This is a genomic window from Streptomyces sp. NPDC008121, assembly GCF_042957155.1.
Taxonomy (GTDB): domain Bacteria; phylum Actinomycetota; class Actinomycetes; order Streptomycetales; family Streptomycetaceae; genus Streptomyces.
In genome coordinates, this window is record NZ_JBIBHT010000003.1 from 845,166 (window position 1) to 866,724 (window position 21,559).

19 protein-coding genes are annotated in these 21,559 nt (G+C 72.0%); 3 read left to right on the forward strand and 16 right to left on the reverse strand.

The features are described 5' to 3' along the window. The first annotated feature begins 40 nt into the window (after nucleotides 1–40). Entirely contained in the window at nucleotides 41–1,018 is a 978-nt protein-coding gene (locus tag ACFZBD_RS13875; RefSeq protein WP_391139563.1) for an RNA polymerase subunit sigma-70, read from the forward strand. 17 nt (nucleotides 1,019–1,035) lie between these two features. Here ACFZBD_RS13875 and ACFZBD_RS13880 read toward each other — a convergent pair whose 3' ends face one another. The 13 genes from ACFZBD_RS13880 to ACFZBD_RS13940 form a co-directional block, all read right to left on the reverse strand. Beyond that, nucleotides 1,036–1,305 (reverse strand): STAS domain-containing protein, encoded by a 270-nt coding sequence (locus tag ACFZBD_RS13880; RefSeq protein ID WP_391139564.1) that lies wholly within the window; start codon nucleotides 1,303–1,305, stop codon nucleotides 1,036–1,038. Between the two features lie 96 nt (nucleotides 1,306–1,401). Further along, a complete protein-coding gene (locus tag ACFZBD_RS13885) occupies nucleotides 1,402–1,992 on the reverse strand; it encodes a Uma2 family endonuclease (protein WP_391139565.1) in 591 nt (196 codons plus the stop codon). A gap of 116 nt (nucleotides 1,993–2,108) precedes the next feature. Further along, nucleotides 2,109–3,386 carry a thymidine phosphorylase gene (locus ACFZBD_RS13890; protein ID WP_391139566.1) on the reverse strand — a complete coding sequence of 426 codons (1,278 nt, stop codon included), beginning with the start codon at nucleotides 3,384–3,386 and terminating at the stop codon, nucleotides 2,109–2,111. Between the two features lie 82 nt (nucleotides 3,387–3,468). Further along, entirely contained in the window at nucleotides 3,469–3,876 is a 408-nt protein-coding gene (locus tag ACFZBD_RS13895) for a cytidine deaminase (protein WP_391139567.1), read from the reverse strand. Beyond that, nucleotides 3,873–5,162: an ABC transporter permease gene (locus tag ACFZBD_RS13900; protein ID WP_391139568.1), complete on the reverse strand. Its 1,290-nt coding sequence runs from the start codon at nucleotides 5,160–5,162 to the stop codon at nucleotides 3,873–3,875. The genes ACFZBD_RS13895 and ACFZBD_RS13900 overlap by 4 nt, the downstream gene beginning before the upstream one ends. Further along, nucleotides 5,159–6,271: an ABC transporter permease gene (locus ACFZBD_RS13905; protein ID WP_391139569.1), complete on the reverse strand. Its 1,113-nt coding sequence runs from the start codon at nucleotides 6,269–6,271 to the stop codon at nucleotides 5,159–5,161. The genes ACFZBD_RS13900 and ACFZBD_RS13905 overlap by 4 nt, the downstream gene beginning before the upstream one ends. Then, nucleotides 6,268–7,872 (reverse strand): ATP-binding cassette domain-containing protein, encoded by a 1,605-nt coding sequence (locus tag ACFZBD_RS13910; RefSeq protein WP_391139692.1) that lies wholly within the window; start codon nucleotides 7,870–7,872, stop codon nucleotides 6,268–6,270. The genes ACFZBD_RS13905 and ACFZBD_RS13910 overlap by 4 nt, the downstream gene beginning before the upstream one ends. A 195-nt stretch (nucleotides 7,873–8,067) precedes the next feature. Beyond that, nucleotides 8,068–9,108, reverse strand: a complete 1,041-nt coding sequence (locus ACFZBD_RS13915) for a BMP family ABC transporter substrate-binding protein (protein WP_391139570.1) — start codon at nucleotides 9,106–9,108, stop codon at nucleotides 8,068–8,070. A 368-nt stretch (nucleotides 9,109–9,476) separates the two neighbouring features. Beyond that, nucleotides 9,477–10,685 (reverse strand): amidohydrolase, encoded by a 1,209-nt coding sequence (locus ACFZBD_RS13920; RefSeq protein WP_391139693.1) that lies wholly within the window; start codon nucleotides 10,683–10,685, stop codon nucleotides 9,477–9,479. A gap of 128 nt (nucleotides 10,686–10,813) precedes the next feature. Continuing rightward, entirely contained in the window at nucleotides 10,814–11,992 is a 1,179-nt protein-coding gene (locus ACFZBD_RS13925; protein WP_391139571.1) for a hypothetical protein, read from the reverse strand. Then, a complete protein-coding gene (locus ACFZBD_RS13930; RefSeq protein WP_391139572.1) occupies nucleotides 11,989–12,888 on the reverse strand; it encodes an N-acetylneuraminate synthase family protein in 900 nt (299 codons plus the stop codon). Before ACFZBD_RS13930 ends, ACFZBD_RS13925 begins: the two co-directional genes overlap by 4 nt. A gap of 14 nt (nucleotides 12,889–12,902) precedes the next feature. After that, entirely contained in the window at nucleotides 12,903–14,432 is a 1,530-nt protein-coding gene (locus ACFZBD_RS13935) for a cytidylyltransferase domain-containing protein (RefSeq protein ID WP_391139573.1), read from the reverse strand. Continuing rightward, the gene (locus ACFZBD_RS13940; protein ID WP_391139574.1) at nucleotides 14,432–15,754 is read right to left on the reverse strand and encodes a DUF6716 putative glycosyltransferase; all 1,323 of its coding nucleotides are present in this window, start codon (nucleotides 15,752–15,754) and stop codon (nucleotides 14,432–14,434) included. The genes ACFZBD_RS13935 and ACFZBD_RS13940 overlap by 1 nt, the downstream gene beginning before the upstream one ends. Before the next feature lie 219 nt (nucleotides 15,755–15,973). Between ACFZBD_RS13940 and ACFZBD_RS13945 the strand changes: the two genes are divergently transcribed. Continuing rightward, entirely contained in the window at nucleotides 15,974–16,981 is a 1,008-nt protein-coding gene (locus tag ACFZBD_RS13945) for a glycosyltransferase (protein ID WP_391139575.1), read from the forward strand. Then, nucleotides 16,978–18,318, forward strand: a complete 1,341-nt coding sequence (locus ACFZBD_RS13950; RefSeq protein ID WP_391139576.1) for a polysialyltransferase family glycosyltransferase — start codon at nucleotides 16,978–16,980, stop codon at nucleotides 18,316–18,318. Before ACFZBD_RS13945 ends, ACFZBD_RS13950 begins: the two co-directional genes overlap by 4 nt. Before the next feature lie 44 nt (nucleotides 18,319–18,362). Here the strand turns inward: ACFZBD_RS13950 and ACFZBD_RS13955 are convergent, their stop codons facing one another. From ACFZBD_RS13955 to ACFZBD_RS13965, 3 genes are read right to left on the reverse strand one after another with little or no spacing between them, the layout of a single operon-like run. Then, the gene (locus ACFZBD_RS13955) at nucleotides 18,363–19,187 is read right to left on the reverse strand and encodes a MerR family transcriptional regulator (protein WP_391139577.1); all 825 of its coding nucleotides are present in this window, start codon (nucleotides 19,185–19,187) and stop codon (nucleotides 18,363–18,365) included. Nucleotides 19,188–19,224: 37 nt separating this feature from the next. After that, on the reverse strand, nucleotides 19,225–19,881 hold the full coding sequence (gene leuE / locus ACFZBD_RS13960) for a leucine efflux protein LeuE (protein WP_391139578.1): 657 nt from the start codon (nucleotides 19,879–19,881) through the stop codon (nucleotides 19,225–19,227). 59 nt (nucleotides 19,882–19,940) lie between these two features. Continuing rightward, entirely contained in the window at nucleotides 19,941–21,521 is a 1,581-nt protein-coding gene (locus ACFZBD_RS13965) for a methylmalonyl-CoA mutase family protein (RefSeq protein WP_391139579.1), read from the reverse strand. Nucleotides 21,522–21,559: the final 38 nt, after the last annotated feature.

Below are 21,559 nucleotides of genomic sequence, written 5' to 3' on the forward strand. Positions count from 1 at the left end.
ATCGCGTTGGTACCGGTGAGGGGCGAGTGGGGTGGACCCGATGAGCGATACCGCGACGACCGACGACCTGGACTCCCGACTGGAGAAGTACCGCACCGAGCTGACCGGCTACTGCTACCGGATGCTCGGCTCGGCCTTCGAGGCCGAGGACGCCGTGCAGGACACGATGGTCCGCGCCTGGCGGTCCATCGACTCCTTCGAGGGGCGCTCGTCGCTGCGCTCCTGGCTCTACCGCATCGCGACCAACGTCTGCCTGGACTCGCTCAACGCGGGCAACAAGCGGGCCCGGCCGATGGACCTGACGGCGGCCACGCCGGTCGCCCAGGCGCAGCTGACCGCGCGGCCCGAGATCACCTGGCTGGAGCCGGTGCCGGACGGGCGGGTGCTGCCGTCGGTCGCCGACCCGGCGGACACGGCGGTCTCCCGCGAGACCGTGCGGCTCGCGTTCGTCGCCGCCCTGCAGCACCTGCCGCCGAAGCAGCGGGCGGTCCTCATCCTGCGCGAGGTGTTGGCCTGGAAGGCGAGCGAGGTCGCCGAGCTGCTGTCCACCACGGTCGCGTCGGTCAACAGCGCGCTCCAGCGGGCGCGGGCCACGCTCGCGGAGCACGAGCCGGGCGCCTCGGACCCGGCGAACCCGCTCGACGAGGAGCAGAAGGAGCTGCTGGAACGCTATGTCGCCGCCTTCGAGGGGTACGACATGAAGGCGCTCACCGCGCTCCTGCACGAGGACGCGACGATGTCCATGCCGCCGTACGACCTGTGGCTGCGGGGTCACGACGACATCGTGGGCTGGATGCTGGGCGTCGGCGAGGTCTGCGCGGGCTCGAAGCTGGTGCCGACCGTGGCGAACGGCTCGCCGGCCTTCGCGCAGTACCACCCGGACCCGGAGGGCGGATACAGCCCGTGGGCGCTGATCGTCCTCGACATCCGCGACGGCAAGGTCGGCGGGATGGACTTCTTCCTGGACACCAAGCGGTGGTTCCCGCTCTTCGACATGCCGGAGCGGCTGGAGGCGTAGGGAGCACGGCGACCGGTTCAGACGAGGTCGGCGAGGCCGACCAGGCCGAGGAGGAGCCGCAGCTCGGGCCCGGTGCCCCGGAAGACGAGCCGGTGGCCGTGACGTCCCGCGGTGAGCCGCAGCCGGGCCAGCGCGTCGACGGCGGCGAGGTCGGCGTGCGCGAGCGCGCCGACCTCACAGCGGACGTCCGTGGGCGGCGCCGCTTCGAGCACGGCGCACAGCCGCGCCACCTCGTCCGGGGTGGGCCGGGCGGCGAGGGTCAGAACGAGCGGTCGACTGGTGTCCACATCAGAGAGACCCCCGCCGCGGCCGGAACTCATCGGAGGGCCGGGGGGCGTCGCGCCGAGGGGCGAGGTCTTCGCCGTTCCGGGCCGGGCGGAGTCTCAGCCGACGGGGAAGGCGCTGGTGTCGAGCGCGAGGTCGAAGGGGGCGGGCAGGTAGATCTCCTCGCCGAACTTCACCGCCGACAGGACGCGGTAGGTACCGTTCCTCGGCTCACCGTAGAGCGTGGCGGTGGGGCGCCCGGAGTGCCGGCTGTCCAACAACAGGTAGAGGGGCACGGCGGCGGTGGCATAGCCGTGCAGTTTCTCGACACGGTCGTGGTTCGCGTTGGACTTCGAGGTGATCTCGACGACCAGCTCGGCGGCGGTGGCGGGGATGTAGTTCCCTGGCTCGTGCAGGGCCGCCTCGGGGGCGACGACGAGATCCGGGATGAACATGCCGGAGCGGGAAGGGACGGCGACGGCGAGCGTCTGGTAGATGCCCCAGTCCTCGGCAATCCCCGCGTACAGCCGGCGCTGGAGCCGGTTGGCGATGCTGTTGTGCTGGTTGGCGGGGCCGGGTGCCACGGTGACGATCCCTTCGATGATCTCCACCTTGCAGCCCTCCGGCGCCCCCGTCTCCTCCCAGAGACGGACCAGGTCGTTCCAGCCGTGCCCGTCGTCGGGCTCGGGCTCGACGGCGAGTGCGCTCACGGTGTGCTCCTCAGTCGGTCGTCACCGATCCCAGCATGCCGAACGGGACCGGCGGAGGTCCACCGGTCCCGTTCACTCGAAAGAGCCCCTGGCACATGCCAGAGAGGACGGAGCGGTCAGGCGATGCGGTCCAGGACGATCGGGTTCGGGGTGAAGGTCGTGCCCGCCGTCGCGATGTCCCAGGCCGTGTCGAGGGACTTCAGGGCGTAGTCGAACTTCTCCGGGGTGTCCGTGTGCAGGGTCAGCAGCGGCTGGCCGGCCGTCACCGGGTCGCCGGGCTTCGCGTGGAGTTCGACGCCCGCCCCCGCCTGGACCGGGTCCTCCTTGCGGGCGCGGCCGGCGCCCAGGCGCCAGGCGGCGATGCCGATGTCGTAGGCGTCGAGGCGGGTCAGGACGCCCGAGGACGGGGCGGTGACGACGTGCTGCTCGCGGGCGACCGGGAGGGTCGCGTCCGGGTCGCCGCCCTGGGCCGCGATCATGCGGCGCCAGACGTCCATCGCCGAGCCGTCGGCCAGCGCCCGCGCCGGGTCCGCGTCCTTGATCCCGGCCGCGTCGAGCATCTCGCGGGCCAGCGCGACCGTCAGCTCGACGACGTCCGCCGGGCCGCCGCCGGCCAGGACCTCGACCGACTCGCGGACCTCCAGGGCGTTGCCGGCGGTGAGGCCGAGCGGGGTGGACATGTCGGTGAGGAGGGCGACCGTCTTCACCCCGCTGTCGGTGCCGAGGCCGACCATGGTGTGCGCCAGCTCCTGCGCGTCCGCGAGGTTCTTCATGAAGGCGCCCGAGCCGACCTTGACGTCCAGGACGAGCGAGCCGGTGCCCTCGGCGATCTTCTTGGACATGATGGAGCTCGCGATCAGCGGGATCGCCTCGACCGTTCCGGTGACGTCACGGAGCGCGTAGAGCTTCTTGTCCGCCGGGGCGAGGCCCTCGCCCGCCGCGCAGATCACCGCGCCGGTGGTGTCCAGGACGTGCAGCATCTCCTCGTTGGAGAGCAGCGCGCGCCAGCCCGGGATCGACTCCAGCTTGTCCAGGGTGCCGCCGGTGTGGCCGAGTCCGCGGCCCGAGAGCTGCGGCACGGCGGCGCCGCAGGCGGCGACGAGCGGCGCCAGCGGGAGGGTGATCTTGTCGCCGACCCCGCCGGTGGAGTGCTTGTCGGAGGTGGGGCGCGAGAGGGACGAGAAGTTCATGCGCTCGCCGCTGGCGATCATCGCGGCCGTCCAGCGGGCGATCTCGCCGCGGTTCATGCCGTTGAGCAGGATGGCCATGGCGAGGGCCGACATCTGCTCGTCGGCGACCTCGCCGCGGGTGTAGGCGTCGATGACCCAGTCGATCTGCTCCGGGCTCAGCTCGCCCTTGTCCCGCTTGGTGCGGATGACCGAGATGACGTCCATGAAGTGCCTCTTTCTACGCGCATAGAGGAGTGGGAAAGGGAGAGCGGCCCTCCCATCGTGCCGGAAGGGCCGCTCGGATGTCCTACGGGGCCAGGTGGCCGGGCCCGAAGGCCTGCGGAAGCATCTCCGCGAGCGTCAGCCGTCCGGCCGGAGTCTCCAGTACCAGCTCGGCGCCGCCGAACTCGTACAGCAGCTGACGGCACCGGCCGCACGGCACCAGGGCCTCGCCGCGGCCGTCGACGCACACGAAGTGCGTCAGCCGGCCGCCGCCGGTCGCCTGGAGCTGCGAGACGAGGCCGCACTCGGCGCACAGGCCGAGGCCGAACGAGGCGTTCTCGACGTTGCAGCCGAAGACCACCCGGCCGTCGTCGACGAGCGCGGCGGCTCCGACCGGGTAGCCCGAGTACGGCGCGTACGCGTGGGCCATGGCCTCGCGCGCCGCCTTCCGCAGGGTCTCCCAGTCGGCCTCCGACACGGCCGTGGGGGTCACTTGCCCTGCCCCTTGCGGTACCGCATGCCGTCCGCCTTCGGCATCCGCAGCCGCTGCGCGGAGAGCGAGAGCACCAGCAGGGTCACGACGTACGGCGTGGCGCTGACGAACTCGACGGGAACGGTGTCCGTGCCGAGGTACCAGACCAGCACGCCGGCGCCGATGACGGCGCTGATGGCCGCGGTGATCCAACGCTGCTTGTACGCCTTCCAGACCGCGATGCCCACGAGGATCGCGACGAGCAGCAGGAGCAGCGCGTGGACGGTCTGGCCGCCGCTGCGCAGCTGGAGCGCGTCGGCGAAGCCGAACAGGCCGGCGCCCATGGCGAGACCGCCCGGCCGCCAGTTGCCGAAGATCATCGCGGCGAGGCCGATGTAGCCACGGCCGCCGGTCTGGCCCTCGTTGTAGATGTGCGAGGTGACCAGCGACAGGAACGCGCCGCCGAGACCGGCGAGTCCGCCGGAGACGACCACGGCGATGTACTTGTACTTGTAGACGTTGACGCCGAGGGACTCGGCGGCGATCGGGTTCTCACCGCAGGAGCGCAGCCGGAGACCGAACGGGGTCTTCCACAGGACGAAGAACGAGCCGATCACCAGCAGCACGGCGAGGATCGTGACCAGCGAGAGGTTGGTGACCAGGCCGCCGAGGATGCCGGCGAGGTCGGAGACGAAGAACCAGTGGTGCTTCTCGATGTCGGCGAGCCAGTCGGAGAGCCCCGGCACGGTGACCGAGGTGATGTCCTCGGCGGGCGGGGACTGCTTGGGGCTGCCGCCGCGGGCCGCGGCCTCGCCGGTGTTGAACCAGAGCTTGGCGAAGTAGGTGGTGATGCCGAGCGCCAGGATGTTGATCGCGATGCCGGAGATGATGTGGTCGACGCCGAAGGTGACGGTGGCGACCGCGTGCAGCAGACCGCCGAACATGCCGCCGACGATGCCGGCGAGGACACCGATCCAGGGGTCGGTCTGCCAGCCGGCCCAGGCACCGAAGAAGGTGCCGAGGATCAGCATGCCCTCGAGGCCGATGTTGACCACGCCCGCGCGCTCGGACCACAGGCCGCCGAGGCCGGCGAGGCCGATCGGCACGGCGAGGGAGAGGGCCGCGCTGATCTGGCCGGCCGAGGTGAGGTCCTGCGCCCCGGTGATGGCGCGGACGGCGGAGAGGGCGAGGAGCCCGCCCGCGACGATCAGCAGGATCACGGGGAGGGAGAGGCGGGTGCGGCCGCCCTTGCCGCCGGCCACCTTGGGGGCCGCGGGCGGCGGGGTGGAAGTCGCCGTGGCGCTCACGCCGACACCTCCGTCTTGTCGTTGGATCGGGCCTGGGCCGCGAGCTTCTCGCCGACCTGGCGCTGCTGGCGCTTGAGGCCGTAGCGGCGCACGACCTCGTAGGCGATGACGACGCAGAGGACGATGACGCCCTGCATGACGCCGACGATCTCCTTGTCGTAGCCCTCGAACTCGAGCTTTCCGCTGCCGCGCTCCAGGAAGCCCCAGAGGATCGCGCCGAGCGCGATGCCGATGGGGTGGTTGCGGCCGAGGAGGGCGATGGCGATACCGGTGAAGCCGATGCCGACCGGGAAGCCTCCGCCGTACTCGTACGAGTCGTTGAGCAGGGTCGGCATGCCGATCAGGCCGGCCATGGCGCCGGAGATCAGCATGGAGGTGACGACCATCTTCTTCACGTTCACGCCGCTGGCCGCGGCCGCGGTGTCGGACTGGCCGACCGTGCGCAGGTCGAAGCCGAAGCGGGTGCGGGAGAGCGTGAACCAGTACCCGACGCCGGCGATGACCGCGATCACCAGGAAGCCCCAGATCGGCTCCGGCGTGGTCGGGAACTCGAAGAAGCGCGAGGACTCCGGGAGCGGCGAGGTCGCGACCTCGGTGCCCGCCGCGTCCAGGTGGCCGAGGCGGCCGGGCTGGAGGAGGTAGCCGATGATCGCGGTCGCGATGAAGTTCAGCATGATCGTCGCGACGACCTCGCTGACGCCCCGGGTGGTCTTCAGGACACCCGCGATGCCCGCCCACATGGCGCCGACGATCATCGCGGTGATGATGATCAGCGGGATCTGCACGATGCCGGGCAGCGTCAGCGCGCCGCCGACGGCGGCGGCGAAGAACGCGGCGAGGCGGTACTGGCCGTCGACACCGATGTTGAACAGGTTCATGCGGAAGCCGATGGCCACCGCGAGACCCGCCAGGTAGTACGTCGTCGCCTTGTTGATGATGTAGACCTGGCTGTCCGACTTCACGCCGTACTCGAACATGATGCCGAAGGCGCTGAACGGCTCCTTGCCGGTCGCGGCCAGGACCAGGGCGGTGATCAGGAAGGCCGCGACCACCGCGAGGAGCGGTGCCGCGAGGCCCAGGAGCAGCCGCTCCTTGTCGATCTTCTTCATCGGGCCTCGTCCTCCGGGCCGTCGGTGGCCTCGGGGCTGCCGCCCTCGGGGCCTTCGTGCTCAAGGTGACCGGAGGCGGCACCGGTCATGGCCGAGCCCAGCTCCTCCGGCGTGATGGTGGCCGGGTCCGCGTCGGCGACCAGACGGCCGCGGTACATGACGCGCAGGGTGTCGGAGAGGCCGATCAGCTCGTCCAGGTCGGCGGAGATCAGCAGCACCGCAAGGCCCTCGCGCCGCGCCTCGCGGATCTGGTCCCAGATCTGCGCCTGCGCGCCGACGTCCACGCCCCGGGTGGGGTGCGCGGCGATCAGCAGCTTGGGGTCGTGGCTCATCTCGCGGCCGACGATCAGCTTCTGCTGGTTGCCGCCGGAGAGGGAGGCCGCGGTGACGTCGATACCGGGGGTACGGACGTCGTAGTCGCGGACGATCCGCTCGGTGTCCCGGCGGGCGGCCTTCAGGTCGAGGATGACGCCCTTGGAGTTGGGCTTCTCGGTGACGTGACCGAGGATGCGGTTCTCCCAGAGGGGGGCCTCCAGGAGCAGACCGTGCCGGTGGCGGTCCTCGGGGATGCAGCCGATGCCGTCCTCGCGCCGCTTGCGGGTCGGCGCGGTGGAGATGTCGGCGCCGTCCAGGGTCAGCACACCGCGGTCGAGCTGGCGCATGCCCATGATCGCGTCGACGAGTTCGGACTGGCCGTTGCCCTCGACACCGGCGATGCCGAGCACCTCGCCCTTGTGGATGGTGAAGGTGATGCCGTCCAGGACCGCGCGGACGACGCCGTCGGGGTCGACGGCGCTCAGCGACAGGCCCTCGACCGTCAGCATCGGGATGTCCGTCACCGTCGACTCACGGGTCTCCGGGGAGGGCAGCTCCGTGCCGACCATCAGCTCCGCGAGCTGCTTGGGCGTGGTGGAGGCCGGGTCGGCGGTGCCGACCGTGGTGCCGCGGCGGATGACGGTGATGTCGTCCGCGACGGAGAGGACCTCGCCCAGCTTGTGGGAGATGAAGATGACGGTGAGGCCCTCGGCCTTGAGTTCGCGCAGGTTGTCGAAGAGCGCGTCGACCTCCTGCGGGACCAGGACGGCGGTCGGCTCGTCGAGGATCAGCGTGCGGGCGCCGCGGTACAGCACCTTGAGGATCTCCACGCGCTGGCGGTCGGCCACGCCCAGGTCCTCGACGAGGACGTCGGGGCGGATGCCGAGGCCGTACGCGTCGGAGATCTCCTTGATCTTCGCGCGCGCCTTGTCGCCGATGCCGTGCAGCTTCTCGGAGCCGAGGACGACGTTCTCGAGGACGGTGAGGTTGTCCGCGAGCATGAAGTGCTGGTGGACCATGCCGACGCCGCGGGCGATGGCATCACCGGGGTTGCCGAACGTCACCTGCTCGCCGTCGATCGCGATGGTCCCCTCGTCCGGCTTCTGCATGCCGTAGAGGATCTTCATCAGGGTCGACTTGCCCGCTCCGTTCTCGCCCACGAGGGCGTGCACGGTGCCGCGGCGCACGGTGATGTCGATGTCGTGGTTGGCCACGACGCCGGGGAAACGCTTGGTGATGCCGCGGAGTTCTACGGCGTGGGGACTGCTGGAGCTGGAGGCTTTGATGGCGCACTCTCCTAGGCAGGGAGCGTGAGGAGGACGAGGCAGGGACGCAGGCGCTGTCGGTGGCGAAAAATACCGCGTGGGGCGGAAGCTACGCGCGTAGCGTTCGCGAAAATGTTCAACTGCCGGTGGGCATACGTGTGAAGGGGGCCCGGAGTGTCGGCCGACGCCGCAGTCCGGGCCCCCCTCCGACGAACGTCAGAGGGTCGTGGCGACCTTGATCTGGCCGTCGACGATCTTCTTCTTGGCCGCGTCGAGCTGGGCCTGGACGTCCTTGAGGTGGTCGCCCGTGGTGGTCAGGGAGACGCCGTTCTCGGCCAGGGAGTACATGTGCTCACCGGTCAGCGGCTTGCCGTCCTTGACGGACTTGATCAGGTCGAAGACGCCGGTGTCGACGTTCTTGACGACCGAGGTCATGATCGAGCCGGCGTACTTGGCCAGGGCCGGGTCCTTGGCCTGGTCCGAGTCGACGCCGATCGCCCAGGTGCCCGGCTTGGCGGAGACGGCCTCGATGGCGCCGGCGCCCGAGCCGCCCGCGGCGGCGAAGATGACGTCGATGCCCTTGTCGAGCATGCCCTTGGCGGCGGCCTTGCCCTTGTCCGGGGCGCCGAAGCCGGAGAGGTCCGTACCGGTGGACAGGTACTGGATCTGGACGCTGGCGCCCGGCTTGGTGTCCTTGACGCCCTGCTGGAAGCCGGCGGCGAACTTCTTGATCAGCGGGAGGTCGACGCCACCGATGAAGCCGATCTTGCCGTCCTTGGACTTCAGCGCGGCGGCGACACCGGCGAGGTACGAGCCCTGCTCCTCGGTGAAGACGATCGAGTCGACGTTCTTCTTGTCCGAGACGGAGTCGATGAGGCCGAAGGTGGTCTTCGGGAACTTGGCCGCGACCGCGTCGATCGCGTCCTTGTAGGCGAAGCCGACACCGATGACCGGGTTGTAGCCGCCCTCGGCCAGCGAGGCGAGGCGCTGCTCACGGTCGGCCGGGGTCTCACCGTTCTTGGCGGTGAGCTCCTTGGTCTCGACGCCCAGGTCGGCCTTGGCCTTGTCGAGACCGCGCGCGGCGGAGTCGTTGAAGGAGTTGTCGCCACGGCCGCCGACGTCGTAGGCCATACCGACCTTGATGGTGCCCGAGTCGGAGCCCGTGTCCTCGGTGGAGGACTCTCCGCAGGCGGTGGCAGTGAGTGCGAGAGCCGCGGTGACAGCACACGCGGCGGTGATCTTGGATACCCGGCGCACGAGGAGGTCCCTTCAAGACTGACCGAAAGCGCCTCTTGCGGCGCTGGTTTCGCGGCGATCGTAACGCGCGTAGATGTCTGGTAAACCCCTGTTCATCAGTCGTTACCAGATCGAAGCGCAGGCCTGTCGGCGGCAGTCGGGGCCCGTCGGCAGCGCTCGGGGCCCGTCGGACGACGCCCGGCGGGCCCGTACGCCCCACCGACAGACCCTCACCCGGGCAGTCTCCCACCGGAGCCGCGGTCTCTCCACCGCTAGGGCGTGCGGCGCGCCGCCGGGGGGGCCGGGGGCCGCGAGGGCGGGTTCGGCCCGGGGGCCCTGGCGCGCCAGGGGCCGGCGGCGGGGTCAGGGCTGCGGGGGGTCGGGCGGGGTCAGGGCTGCGGGGTGTCGTTCAGGAGGGCGGCGGCGGTGAAGAGTTCGACGCCGACCTCGATGGCGGTCTCGTCCACGTCGAAGTCGCCGGCGTGCAGGTCGCGGCGGGTGGTGTCGCCGGGGACGCGGACGCCGAGGCGGGCCATGGCGCCGGGGACCTGTTCGAGGTACCAGGAGAAGTCCTCGCCGCCGAGGCTCTGCTCGGTGTCCTCGATGGCGTGCGGTCCGCGGCGGGCGGTCATGGCGTCGGCGATGAGGTCGGCGACGTCCGGGTCGTTGACGACGGGCGGGACGCCGCGGACGTAGCTGATGGTCGACTTGGCGCGGTGGAGGGTGGCGACCTCGTCGACGGCGGCGTGCACGAGGTCGGGGGCGTCGCGCCAGGTGTGCAGGTCGAGGCAGCGGACGGTGCCGGAGAGCGCGGCGTTCTGCGGGATGACGTTGCAGGCGTGGCCGGATTCGATGCGGCCCCAGGTGACCGAGAGTCCGGAGCGGGCGTCCACGCGGCGGGCGAGGACGGCCGGGACGTCGGTGGCGACGCGGGCGACGGCGGTGATCAGGTCGGTGGTCATGTGGGGGCGGGCGGTGTGACCGCCGGGGCCGTCGAGGGTGATTTCCAGCCGGTCGCAGGCGGAGGTGATGGGGCCGTGGCGCAGACCGATCCGGCCGGCGTCGACCTTCGGGTCGCAGTGCACGGCGATGATGCGGCCGACTCCGCGCAGGACTCCGGCCTCGATGGCGTCGGCGGCGCCGCCGGGCAGCACCTCCTCGGCGGGCTGGAAGATCAGCCGGACCGCGTTGGGCAGGAGCCCCTCGCGGTCGAGTTCGGCGAGGACGAGTCCGGCGCCGAGGACGGTGGTGGTGTGGACGTCGTGGCCGCAGGCGTGCGCGCGGTTGGGCACGGTGGAGCGGTACGCGACGGTCTTGACGTCCGGGATCGGCAGCGCGTCGAGGTCGGCGCGGATGGCCAGCATGGGGCGTACCCCGTCCCAGGTGCCGATGTCGCAGACGAGCCCGGTGCCCGCCGGGAGGACTCTCGGCGCGAGGCCGGCCGCCTCCAGGCGGCCCTTCAGGGCCGCGGTCGTACGGAACTCCTGGTTGCCGAGCTCGGGGTGCATGTGCAGGTCGCGGCGGAAGGCGATCAGTTCTTCGCGCAGCGACGCGGACAGCGTTCCGGGCAGGGCGACGGAGCCGGGCTCACGGGACATCAACTGGTTCACCTTTTGAAGGGTAGGCCCCCCGAGTGGTCAACTGCCCGATGATCACGAAAACTTCAACCCGATAGGGGAAAGAAAACCGGCTGACGAGGCGTGACGGCCACCCCTTGTGGGTAAGCTCACCCGAATTCGAGCCGTTCGACGGCCGGGGTGGCGCGGGCGGCGGTGAGCCGGTCGACCTCGTGGGCCGCGGTGCCCGCGACGCCCGCCAGGAAGCCCTGCGCGCGGGGGGAGACGTGCTCGCTCAGCCACTCGGGCGCGATCTCGCAGACGGCGACCTTGACCCCGGTGCCGTGCAGGGCCAGCGGCAGGGTGTGGACGACGGTGGACGGGAAGCTCACCACCGTGCGGCCGATGGGTCCGCGCCGGGCGATCACCTCCAGGGGCAGGTCGGGGCGGACGATCTCCAGACCGGTCTCCACGGCGATCCGGTGCAGTTTCTCGGTGCTCTCGCGGCGGTGGGCGAAGTAGCGGGTCGCGCCGTGGGCGCGGGCGAGGTCGGCGACGGCCTGCGTGTACCGGCCGGCGTCGACGACGCCCGTCTCGACGAGCGAGGTCCCGACGAGGTCGGCGCCCCGGGTGAGGCGGGGCGGGCCGAAGCGGGCGCGGGTCCAGGCGAAGGTGTGCGGGGTGACCGTGGTGCCCGGCGGCGGGTCGACCGGGAGCGAGGTGAAGATCTCCACCGTGCGGCGGCGGGTGGGGGCGAGCCGGCGCCGGGCGAGGGCGGTGACGGGTGCGAGGACCAGCTCGCGGGGGCCGCGGCTGCCCTTGCGGTGCCAGCGGACCAGGCGTTCGCCGCGGGCGAGCTGGGCGGCGAACTCCATCGTGGCGGTGCCGTCGTCGACGACGGTGAGCCGGCGGGGGCCGAACAGGGTGAGCAGGAGCTGGACGTAGCGGGAGAAGGGGTCCCCGACGATCACCCGGTCCGCCGTCCGCAGCAGCGGGGCCAGGTCCCGCAGCGTACGGACGAGGGCCCCGCGGCCGCCCCTGGCCTCCTGCCAGCGGACGTGGAACCCCTCGTCACGGGCGAGCTGCGCCATCCGCCGCAGCTGGCCGCGTGACATGGGGTCGGTCGGGGACAGCACCACGATGGTGAGCCCCGGGGCGGCCGCCTCCGGCCGCGGGGCGGGAGCCTGCGCGCGGGGGCGGGTTCGCTGGGAGGGGAGGGCGGGGAGGGCCGCGGACCGGCCCCCGGGGGCGGCGGCGCCCGGCTCCGGGGCGGACGCCGCCGCGTGGGCCCATTCCAGGACGTTCAGGAGCTGGACCGGGCTCTCGACGAACGCCAGCTGCCCGGTCATGCGGCGACGAGCCCCTGGACCCGGCGGAGCTTCTTCATCGGGCCCAGCTCCGACTCGTAGACCTTCTTGACGCCGTCGCCGAGCGCGGTCTCGATGGTGCGGATGTCGCGGACCAGCCGCTGGAGGCCCTGCGGCTCCACGGAGGCGGCCTGGTCGGAGCCCCACATCGCGCGGTCGAGGGTGATGTGCCGCTCGACGAACGCGGCGCCGAGCGCGACGGCGGCCAGCGTGGTCTGCAGGCCGGTCTCGTGGCCGGAGTAGCCGATCGGGACGTTCGGGTACTCCTCCTTGAGGGTGTTGATCACCCGCAGGTTCAGCTCCTCGGCCTTGGCCGGGTACGTCGACGTGGCGTGGCAGAGCAGGATGTTGTCGCTGCCGAGGACCTCGACCGCGTGCCGGATCTGCTTCGGGGTGGACATGCCGGTCGAGAGGATGACCGTACGGCCGGTGGCACGCAGGGCGCGGAGCAGCTCGTCGTCCGTGAGGGAGGCGGAGGCGACCTTGTGGGCCGGGACGTCGAACTTCTCCAGGAAGGCGACGGCCTCGGTGTCCCACGGGGAGGCGAACCAGTCGATGCCGCGCTTCCTGCAGTGCTCGTCGATGGCGCGGTACTCGTCCTCGCCGAACTCCACGCGGTGGCGGTAGTCGATGTACGTCATGCGGCCCCAGGGGGTGTCGCGCTCGATGTCCCACTGGTCGCGCGGGGTGCAGATCTCCGGGGTGCGCTTCTGGAACTTCACGGCGTCGCAGCCCGCGTCGGCGGCGGCGTCGATGAGCGCGAAGGCGTTGTTCAGGTCGCCGTTGTGGTTGATGCCGATCTCGCCCGTGACGTAGACGGGGTGGCCGGGGCCGGCGGTCTTGCTGCCGAAGGTGCGGATGCGGGTGTCGGTGCTCATGGTTCGTGTGTTCCTTACAGGTCGGGGGTGTGGAGCTCGGGTCCGAGGAGCCAGCCCGCGATCTCGCGGACGGCTCCGGAGCCACCGGGGGTGACGGTGACCGCACGGGCGGCGGCCCGTACGGAGTCGTGGGCGCTGCTCACCGCGACGGGCCAGCCGACGAGGTGGAAGCAGGGCAGGTCGTTGACGTCGTTGCCCGCGTAGAGGACGCGTCGGGGGTCGATGCCCTGTTCCTCGCACCATTGCTTGAGGGCGAGGTCCTTGCGCTCGATGCCGTGCAGGACGGGGATCCGGAGCTTGCGGGCGCGGGCGGCGACGACGGGGTTCACCTCGGAGGAGAGGATCAGGATCGGGACGCCGGTGCGGCGCAGGGCGGCGATGCCGAGGCCGTCGCCGCGGTGCACGGAGACGAACTCCCGTCCGTCGGCGTCGATGTGGACGCGGTCGTCGGTCTGGGTGCCGTCGAAGTCGAGGACGATCGCGTCGACATCGTCGATCCGGGGCGCGGTGGGGATGTCGAGGAGCGGCGCGAGGGCGCGGGCGCGGGCCAGGTCGTGCGGATCGTCGATCTCCAGGACCCGGGAGGGGTCGGTGACGACGAGAGCGGTGTGGCCGAAGAAGCGGTGCCGGTGGGTACGGAAGCCCTCGGCGTCCATGGCGTAGACGGCGCCGGTCTCCAGGTACTCGGGCTCGCGGTCCTGGCGCCGGGGGCGGTGGGCCTTGTCGTGGTTGACGCCGGTCCCGCCGCCTACGGATTCCACCGTGCCGGTGGTGCCGGTGGAGGCGGCGCCCGGGGTGCCGTTGGTGCTCGCGGTGGAGGCGGTGCCCGTGGCGGAGGCGCCGACGGGGCTCGCGGTCGCCGCTGCCCGGCGCCAGAGGAAGCCGTGGCTGGGGGCGACGGTGAGGGCCGTGTCGGCGCCGCCGGTGGCGATCTCCTCGACGGTGCCGTTGACGTCCGCCGGGGTGAGGAAGGGGCTGGTGCACTGGACGAGCAGGACCGTGTCGACGCGCCGGCCGGTGGTGGCCTCGAAGGCGTCCATCGCGTGCAGGACCGCCGACTCGCTGGTGGCGGTGTCGCCGGAGAGCGACGGCGGGCGGTGGACCGCCTCCGCGCCGGCCGCGCGGGCCTCGGCCGCGATCGCCGGGTCGTCGGTGGAGACGACGACATGGGTGACCAGGCGAGCGCCGAGGCAGGCGCGGACCGCGCGGGCGACCAGCGGGACGCCGGCCACCGGCGCGAGGTTCTTGGCCGGAACACCCTTCGAGCCGCCGCGGGCGGGGATCACGGCGAGGACGGTCCTGTCGCTCAGGGACGCGCCTCCCGCCGTGCTGGCCGCCGCGGTGGCCGCCTTGGTGGCTGCCGTGGATCCCGTGCGCGGGCCCACGATCGCCGGGGCGGCCGCGCCCGTACCCGTACGCGCCGGGCCGCTCACGTCCGTACGCGCCTGGTCGCCGGTCCCCGCGCCCACCGGGCTACTCACGTCCGTACGCGCCTGGTCGCCGGTCCCCGTGCCCACCGGGCCGTTCGTGCTCGTCGCGGTCATCAGAGTTCTCCCAGCCTGCGGATGACGGGCGCCACGCGCTGGACGCCGTGGCGGTACGCGCCCCGCGCCGCCTCCCGGACCACCCGGCGCAGTCCGCTGTCGCGCTGCTCGGGGACGGTCACGTCGAGGCGGTGGCGGGCGAGGATGCCGGGGAGGTAGCCGGGGGCCGTCTCCGCCGTGTAGTAGGGGGCGATCGGGGGCAGTCCGGACGGGCGGGCCAGCAGTTCGCCGACGCGGTCCCGCGCCGCGTCGAAGGCGTTCGCGTACGCGCCTCCCGCCGCGCCCGGCGCCGTGGCGGAGCCCCCGGCGGCGACGCCCTGCCGGGCCAGCCACTCCTCGTCGGGCACCGGCCGGACGTCCGCGTCGAGGCGGTCGAACGAGGTCAGCAGCCCCGAGCCGATGAAGTGGTGGTTGCCGAGCACCTCGCGGACGCCCAGGTCGCTCAGGATCGCCGTGGGGATGCGCCGGTGCAGCGCTTCGAGCGCGGCCGTCGAGGAGACGGTGACCAGCAGATCGGTGCGGTCGAGCACCTCGCCCATGTGCCCGTACACGAGCCGGAAGTTGGGCGGCACCGCGAGTGCGCGCACCAGCCGCTGGTACGGGAGCTCCTCCAGGTGCGTCGTGTGCTCGCCGGGCTTGGAGCGCAGCTTGAGGAGGACCTCGCGCTCCGGGTGCTCGCGGGCGTAACCGACGAGCCTGCGCAGCAGGTACGTGCGCTCGGCGCGGCCGGCGGGCACGGACGGCTGGGCGGCGAAGACCAGTGTGTCGCGGCCGGGTTCGGGGGCGTAGGGGGCGCCGCCGAGGAACGGCAGGGCGGCCTCGACGACCGAGGAGGAGTCGGCGCCCACCCCTTCGTACACCGCGCGGAAACGCTCCGCGTCGTGGCGGGAGTTGGCGAGGACGACATCGGCGCCGTGGCGCAGCAGCAGCCCGTCGGCGAGCTTCTCGTACACGACGCCGACGTAGCCGGTGACGATGACCGGCCGCCGGTCGAGGGCGAGGTCCGCCAGGCCCTGCAGGACGGCGCGCACGGTGCCGCCGACGAGGGCGAGGACGACGACGTCGTACCCCTCGCCGCGGGCCGCCGCGTCCCGTACCGCGCGCAGGAACTCCGCTCCCGTCACCTCGCGCGGCGGCGTGCGGGACGCCCCGGTCTCGGCGAGCTGGCGCGCGGTGGGGGTGGCCCGGCCGCGCAGGAGGAAGCCGGTGGGTTCCACGGCGTCGGCCGTGATGCGGCGCGCGGTGAGGGCGCCCCATTTCCACCGGGTGTCGGAGTCGGCGAGTACGGCGACGCGCACCGCTTCTCTGGTACTTGCTGGCACGCCGAGGACGTTAGAGAGGCATTCCGCTTGTCGGCCCAACTGGGACACAACAAACGGTGAACAGCACCGTTACGCCTTCTGAAAACGGCCGGGAAAAGCTGTCGCCGACTGGTGGGCGGCCTTTCACCCAGGGCGGTTAAGGGCCCCGCCGCTTTGTGTTCACCGAGCATCTCTCTGCCGGTCAGGACGAATGCCGGGGCGGCGCATAGCGTCGGTGGCGTGGTCAAGCTCTCCGTCGTCGTGCCGTTCTACAACGTGCACGCATATGCCCCCGACACCCTCAGGAGCCTGCGCGCCAACGCCCGCGAGGACTTCGAGTTCCTGCTCGTCGACGACTGTTCGACGGACGGGACCACGGAGCTGCTCGAACGGGCCGCGCGCGAACTCCCCGGCGCCGTCCTGCTCCGACACGCACGCAACGAGGGTCTCGCCACCGCGCGCAACACGGGCCTGGACGCGGCCCGTGGCCGCTACCTCGCCTTCCTCGACGGGGACGACTGGCTCGCGCCCGGCTTCTACGCCGAACTCATCGCGCACATCGAGGAGTTGGGCTGCGACTTCCTGCGCACCGACCATGTCCGGGTGACCGGGCGGGCCCGCTCGGTGCGCCGGTCGCCGGTCGGGCGGCGCGGTGAGGTGCTGCGCCCCAGGGCCGCGATCCTGCCCGCCGACCGGACCACGTCGGTGGACTACCCCTACGCCTGGGCGGGGCTCTACGACCGGCGGCTCCTCGACAACGGCCTGCTGCGCTTCACCCCCGGCCTGCGGACCGCCGAGGACCGGCCGTGGATCTGGCGGCTCCACCGCGAGGCGGATTCCTTCGCCGCGGTGAGCACGCTGGGAATCTTCTACCGTCGCGGCGTCTCCACATCCCTCACACAAGTCGGCGATATTCGACAGCTGGATTTCATTCGCGCATTCGACCAGGTGATCGACGAAACCATGGCCGATCGCGAAGCCGATCTTCTCCTTCCGAAAGCGGTCCGCACCTATTGCGCCCTCATTTCGCATCATCTCGGCAACACCGGAAGATACGAGCCGGCGGTGACCGGGCAATTGCGGGCGATGAGCGCGGCGGCGCTGCGGCGCATGCCGCAGGAGGTCCTGCGGGAGGCGCTCGGGTCGATGGACGCGCAGCGGGCGGCGGTCCTGCGCAAGCTGCTCCGCCGCCGTCGCGCGGGCGCCGTCTCCCTCCCCCGGGCCCGGGGCGCGGAGGTGGCCGCGTGAGGACCACCCAGCTCTTCTACGCCTCCACGCTGTACGGGGCGACGACGCTGGCCGCCGCCCTGGACAGCGGCTGCTTCGGCCCCGCCGACCGGCGGTTGCTGGTGGTCGCCAACAACGCGGCGGTGCCGGAGACGACCCCCGCGCTGGACGAGATGCCCGGCTTCGGGACACTGCGGGGCCGTTTCGACGGCGTCCTGTCCTGGAACGAGGCGATCTCGCCGCTCCACCCCGCCGGCTGGACCCCCCGGGCGGATGACCTGCCCCTCCTGGAGCGCCATCTGCGGCTGCTGTGGGGGCTCGGCGACGACCGGATCGAACTGGTCCTGGAATCCGTGCAGGTGACGCCCGCGCTGACGATCGCCCGGCTGTTCCCGGACGCGGCGCTCGATGTGTACGCCGACGGGCTGATGAGCTACGGCCCGACCCGTAACAAGATCGAGCCGCTGGTCAGCGAGCGGGTCAGGCGGCTGCTCCACCTCGATCTGGTGCCGGGGCTCGCGCCGCTGCTGCTCGCGGAGTTCGGGGTGACGGCGACGGTGGTGCCGACGGAGGCGTTCACCAAGGTGGTCGCCGAACTGTCGGACCCGGCCGCCGACGCGCCGGGCCTTGCCGAGGAAGGCTCCGGCCCCGTGGAAGGGGCCGGTCCGGCTCTGTTGCTCGGTCAGTACCTGGCGGCGCTGTCCCTCCTCACCCCCGCCGAGGAGGAGGAGCTGCACCTCCGGATGGTCCGCGGCGCGATCGCGCGCGGCCACCGCCGACTGGTCTTCAAGCCGCACCCCACGGCGCCGGACGCCTGGACGCGGAGTCTGGCGCGGGAGGCGGAGCGGCTCGGCGCGGAGCTGGCGGTCCTGGACCGGCCGGTGCTCGCCGAGGTGCTGTACCGGGAGCTGCGGCCGGCGCTGGTGGTCGGCTGCTTCTCCACCGGTCTCTTCACCGCCCGCGCGTTCTACGGCATCCCGGTCGCCCGGGTCGGCACCCGCGCGCTCCTCGGCCGGCTCGCCCCGTACCAGAACAGCAACCGGGTCCCGGTCACCCTCGTCGACGCGCTCGTCCCGGACCTGGAGGACGACGGGCCGGGCCGGCCCCCGGCGGCGGAGGAGCTGGCCGGGCTGGTCGCGGCGGTCGGCTTCGCGATGCAGCCGAAGATCCGGGCGGACCTGCGGGAAGCCGCCGTCCGCCATCTCTCCGGGCCGCTCGCCGAACGCACCCGGCACCACTTCACCCGCCGCCGTCTCACCGTCCTCGGCCTCCCCGGCGGGCTCCCGGTCCCCCGCCACCCCCGGGTCCGCCGCCTCGCCCGCCGCGCCCTGAAGCTGAAGCGGGCGCTCGCGAAGTAGCCGGGCCCGCCCGGACTCCTCTCCGGGCGGGCCCGCTCCCCGCGCTACGCCCGGGTGACGGGCTCCTGGAGTTCCGTCACCCACTTCGTACGGTCGTCCGGGCATTCCAGGTACAGCTCGCGGGAGTATCCCGTGGAGCGGTAGCCGTGGGCGTCGATCCAGGTGGCCAGGGTCTGCACGGTCGGCAGGAGGTCCTCCATGGGTCCCCGGTGCACGACGGTCGCCGCCTCGTCCAGGCCGGGCAGCACGACGACGTCGACGCCGGCGACCTCCCGCGTACCGTCCGGGAGGGTCATCCCGGCGTGCACGACGACCGAGCCGTCGCCCCGCCCCGCGTCCTCGTAGTACGCGATCCCCGGGCCGAACCCGGTGACGCCCGCCGCCGTCAGGCGCGCGCACAGCCGGTCGTACAGCGGCTGGATCACCGGGCCGATCTCGCCGGGGCCGAAGCCCGCCGCCACCCCGCTCAGCTCGGCGAGCCGTACGGGCGGAATCCTCTTGATCACGACGTCCTGGGTGGGCATGTGCCCCTCGCTCTCGATGGCTCGGAGCCGCGCGCCGACCTGGGCCAGGCGTCCCGCCGCCTCCGCCAGGGCCGTCTCCAGCTCGGCCTGGCGCAGGCGCAGCATGCCGCGCAGCTCCTCCGCGCCGACCTGCTCGTCGAGGATCGACCCCACCTGTTCGAGGGTGAAGCCGAGCTCCTTGAGCGCGATGACGCGGTTGAGGCGGGCGAGCTGGTCCGCCTCGTAGAAGCGGTAGCCGCTGTGCGGGTCGACCTGGGCCGGGCGCAGCAGTCCGATGGCGTCGTAGTGGCGCAGCATGCGGACCGACACCCGCCCGTGCCGGGCGAAGTCTCCGATGGTGAACATGACGACCCCTACGAGACGGCCTCACACGGTGTGAGGGTCAAGCGGCGCTGCTGAGGGAGAGCTTCGCGGCGAAGCCGAGGAAGAGCGCGCCCGCGGCGGAGGTCGCTCCCGCCGAGAGCCGCCTGCGGCTCCGGAACGCGGCGGCGAGCCGGGTACCGCCGAAGATCAGCGTCGTGAGGTAGAGGAAGCTGCTGATCTGCAGCAGCGTGCCGAGGACCAGGAAGGACAGCGCCGGATAGGCGTAGCCGGGGTCCACGAACTGCACGAAGAACGAGATCAGGAAGAGGATCGCCTTCGGGTTGAAGAGGCTGATGATCAGCGCCCGGCGGTACGGGTGCTCCCCCGGCGTCGTCGGCTCGTGCCCGGTCTCCTCGCCGGAGGCCTCGCCCCGCCCGCGCCACATCGACCAGGCCGACCGGAGCATTCCGTACGCCATCCAGGCCAGATAGCCCGCGCCCGCGTACTTCACGATCATGAAGAGCAGGGGGGTGGTCTGGAGCAGCGAGGCCGCGCCGAGCGCGGCCAGCGTCATCAGGACCGCGTCGCCGGTGAAGACTCCGGCGGCGGCCTTGTACCCGGTCCGCGTGCCCTTGCGGGCGGCGACGGACAGGACGTACAGCGAGTTCGGCCCCGGCAGCAGGATGATGAGGACGAGGCCCACGAGATACGTCGGAAGATCGGTGACACCCAGCATGACGGGGAGTCTCGCACGGGGGTACGACACCGCGCGCGTCCGTTTCGTATCGCGGAAGATCAGAACGCGTCGGTGGGGATGTAGGTGCCCCAGACCTCGCGCAGTGCGGTGCAGACCTCGCCGACCGTGGCCCGTGCCCGGAGCGCTTCCTTCATGGGGTAGAGCACGTTGTCCGTCCCGGCGGCGGCCTCCCTCAGCGCGGCGAGCGCCGTGTCCACGGCTCCCTGGTCCCGACCGGCGCGCAGGGCGGCCAGCCGCTCGGCCTGTTGAGCCTCGATCGCCGGGTCGACGCGCAACGGCTCGTAGGGTTCCTCGACGTCCAGGGTGAAGCGGTTGACGCCGACGACGACCCGCTCGCCGCTGTCGGTCTCCTGCGCGACGCGGTAGGCGGAGCGCTCGATCTCGCCCTTCTGGAAGCCGCGCTCGATCGCGCCGACCGCGCCGCCGAGCTCCTCCACCCTCTCCATCAGGGCGACGGCGGCCGCCTCGACGTCGTCGGTCAGCTTCTCGACGACGTACGAGCCGGCGAACGGGTCGACGGTGGCGGTGACGTCCGTCTCGTAGGCGAGGACCTGCTGGGTGCGCAGGGCGAGGCGGGCGGACTTGTCCGTCGGCAGGGCGATGGCCTCGTCGAAGGAGTTGGTGTGCAGCGACTGGGTGCCGCCGAGGACGGCGGCGAGGCCCTGGACGGCCACGCGCACCAGGTTGACCTCGGGCTGCTGGGCGGTGAGTTGCACCCCGGCGGTCTGGGTGTGGAAGCGGAGCATCAGCGACTTGGGGTCCCGCGCGCCGAACTCCTCCCTCATCACCCGCGCCCAGATCCGGCGGGCGGCCCGGAACTTGGCGACCTCCTCCAGGAGGGTCGTGCGGGCCACGAAGAAGAAGGAGAGCCGGGGCGCGAAGTCGTCCACCTCCATGCCGGCGGCGACGGCGGTACGGACGTACTCGATGCCGTCCGCGAGGGTGAACGCGATCTCCTGCGCGGGCGTGGCACCGGCCTCGGCCATGTGGTAGCCGGAGATCGAGATCGTGTTCCACTTCGGGATCTCGGCCTTGCAGTACCGGAAGATGTCCGCGATCAGCCGCAGCGACGGCTTGGGCGGGAAGATGTACGTGCCGCGGGCGATGTACTCCTTGAGCACGTCGTTCTGGATCGTGCCGGTCAGCTTCTCCGCAGGGACGCCCTGCTCCTCGCCCACCAGCTGGTAGAGCAGGAGCAGCAGGGCGGCGGGGGCGTTGATGGTCATCGAGGTGGAGACCTCGTCCAGCGGGATCCCGTCGAAGAGCACGCGCATGTCGTCGATCGAGTCGACGGCCACGCCCACCTTGCCGACCTCGCCGTGCGCGATCGGGGCGTCGGAGTCGTGGCCCATCTGGGTGGGCAGGTCGAAGGCGACGGACAGGCCCGTGGTGCCGTTGTGGATCAGCTGCCGGTAGCGGGCGTTGGACTCCGCCGCCGTGCCGAAGCCGGCGTACTGCCGCATGGTCCACGGCCGGCCGGTGTACATCGACGGGTACACGCCGCGCGTGAAGGGGTACGAGCCGGGCTCGCCCAGCTTCTCGGCGGGGTCCCACCCGTCCAGGGCGGCCGGTCCGTAGACCGGCTCGACGGGCAGCCCCGACTCCGACTCGCGCGCCATCCGCTGTGCCTCCCGATCGACCGCTCTCTCCCTCACAG

What these genes read in the sequence shown, in the direction of transcription:
- leuE (WP_391139578.1), bottom strand. Translation starts at nt 19,881, where the DNA reads ATGCTGGGTGTCACCGATCTTCCGACGTATCTCGTGGGCCTCGTCCTC.
- ACFZBD_RS13875 (WP_391139563.1), top strand. Translation starts at nt 41, where the DNA reads ATGAGCGATACCGCGACGACCGACGACCTGGACTCCCGACTGGAGAAG.
- ACFZBD_RS13965 (WP_391139579.1), bottom strand. Translation starts at nt 21,521, where the DNA reads ATGGCGCGCGAGTCGGAGTCGGGGCTGCCCGTCGAGCCGGTCTACGGA.
- ACFZBD_RS13890 (WP_391139566.1), bottom strand. Translation starts at nt 3,386, where the DNA reads ATGGACGTCATCTCGGTCATCCGCACCAAGCGGGACAAGGGCGAGCTG.
- ACFZBD_RS13930 (WP_391139572.1), bottom strand. Translation starts at nt 12,888, where the DNA reads ATGAGCACCGACACCCGCATCCGCACCTTCGGCAGCAAGACCGCCGGC.
- ACFZBD_RS13920 (WP_391139693.1), bottom strand. Translation starts at nt 10,685, where the DNA reads ATGTCCCGTGAGCCCGGCTCCGTCGCCCTGCCCGGAACGCTGTCCGCG.
- ACFZBD_RS13905 (WP_391139569.1), bottom strand. Translation starts at nt 6,271, where the DNA reads ATGAAGAAGATCGACAAGGAGCGGCTGCTCCTGGGCCTCGCGGCACCG.
- ACFZBD_RS13925 (WP_391139571.1), bottom strand. Translation starts at nt 11,992, where the DNA reads ATGACCGGGCAGCTGGCGTTCGTCGAGAGCCCGGTCCAGCTCCTGAAC.
- ACFZBD_RS13955 (WP_391139577.1), bottom strand. Translation starts at nt 19,187, where the DNA reads ATGTTCACCATCGGAGACTTCGCCCGGCACGGGCGGGTGTCGGTCCGC.
- ACFZBD_RS13935 (WP_391139573.1), bottom strand. Translation starts at nt 14,432, where the DNA reads ATGACCGCGACGAGCACGAACGGCCCGGTGGGCACGGGGACCGGCGAC.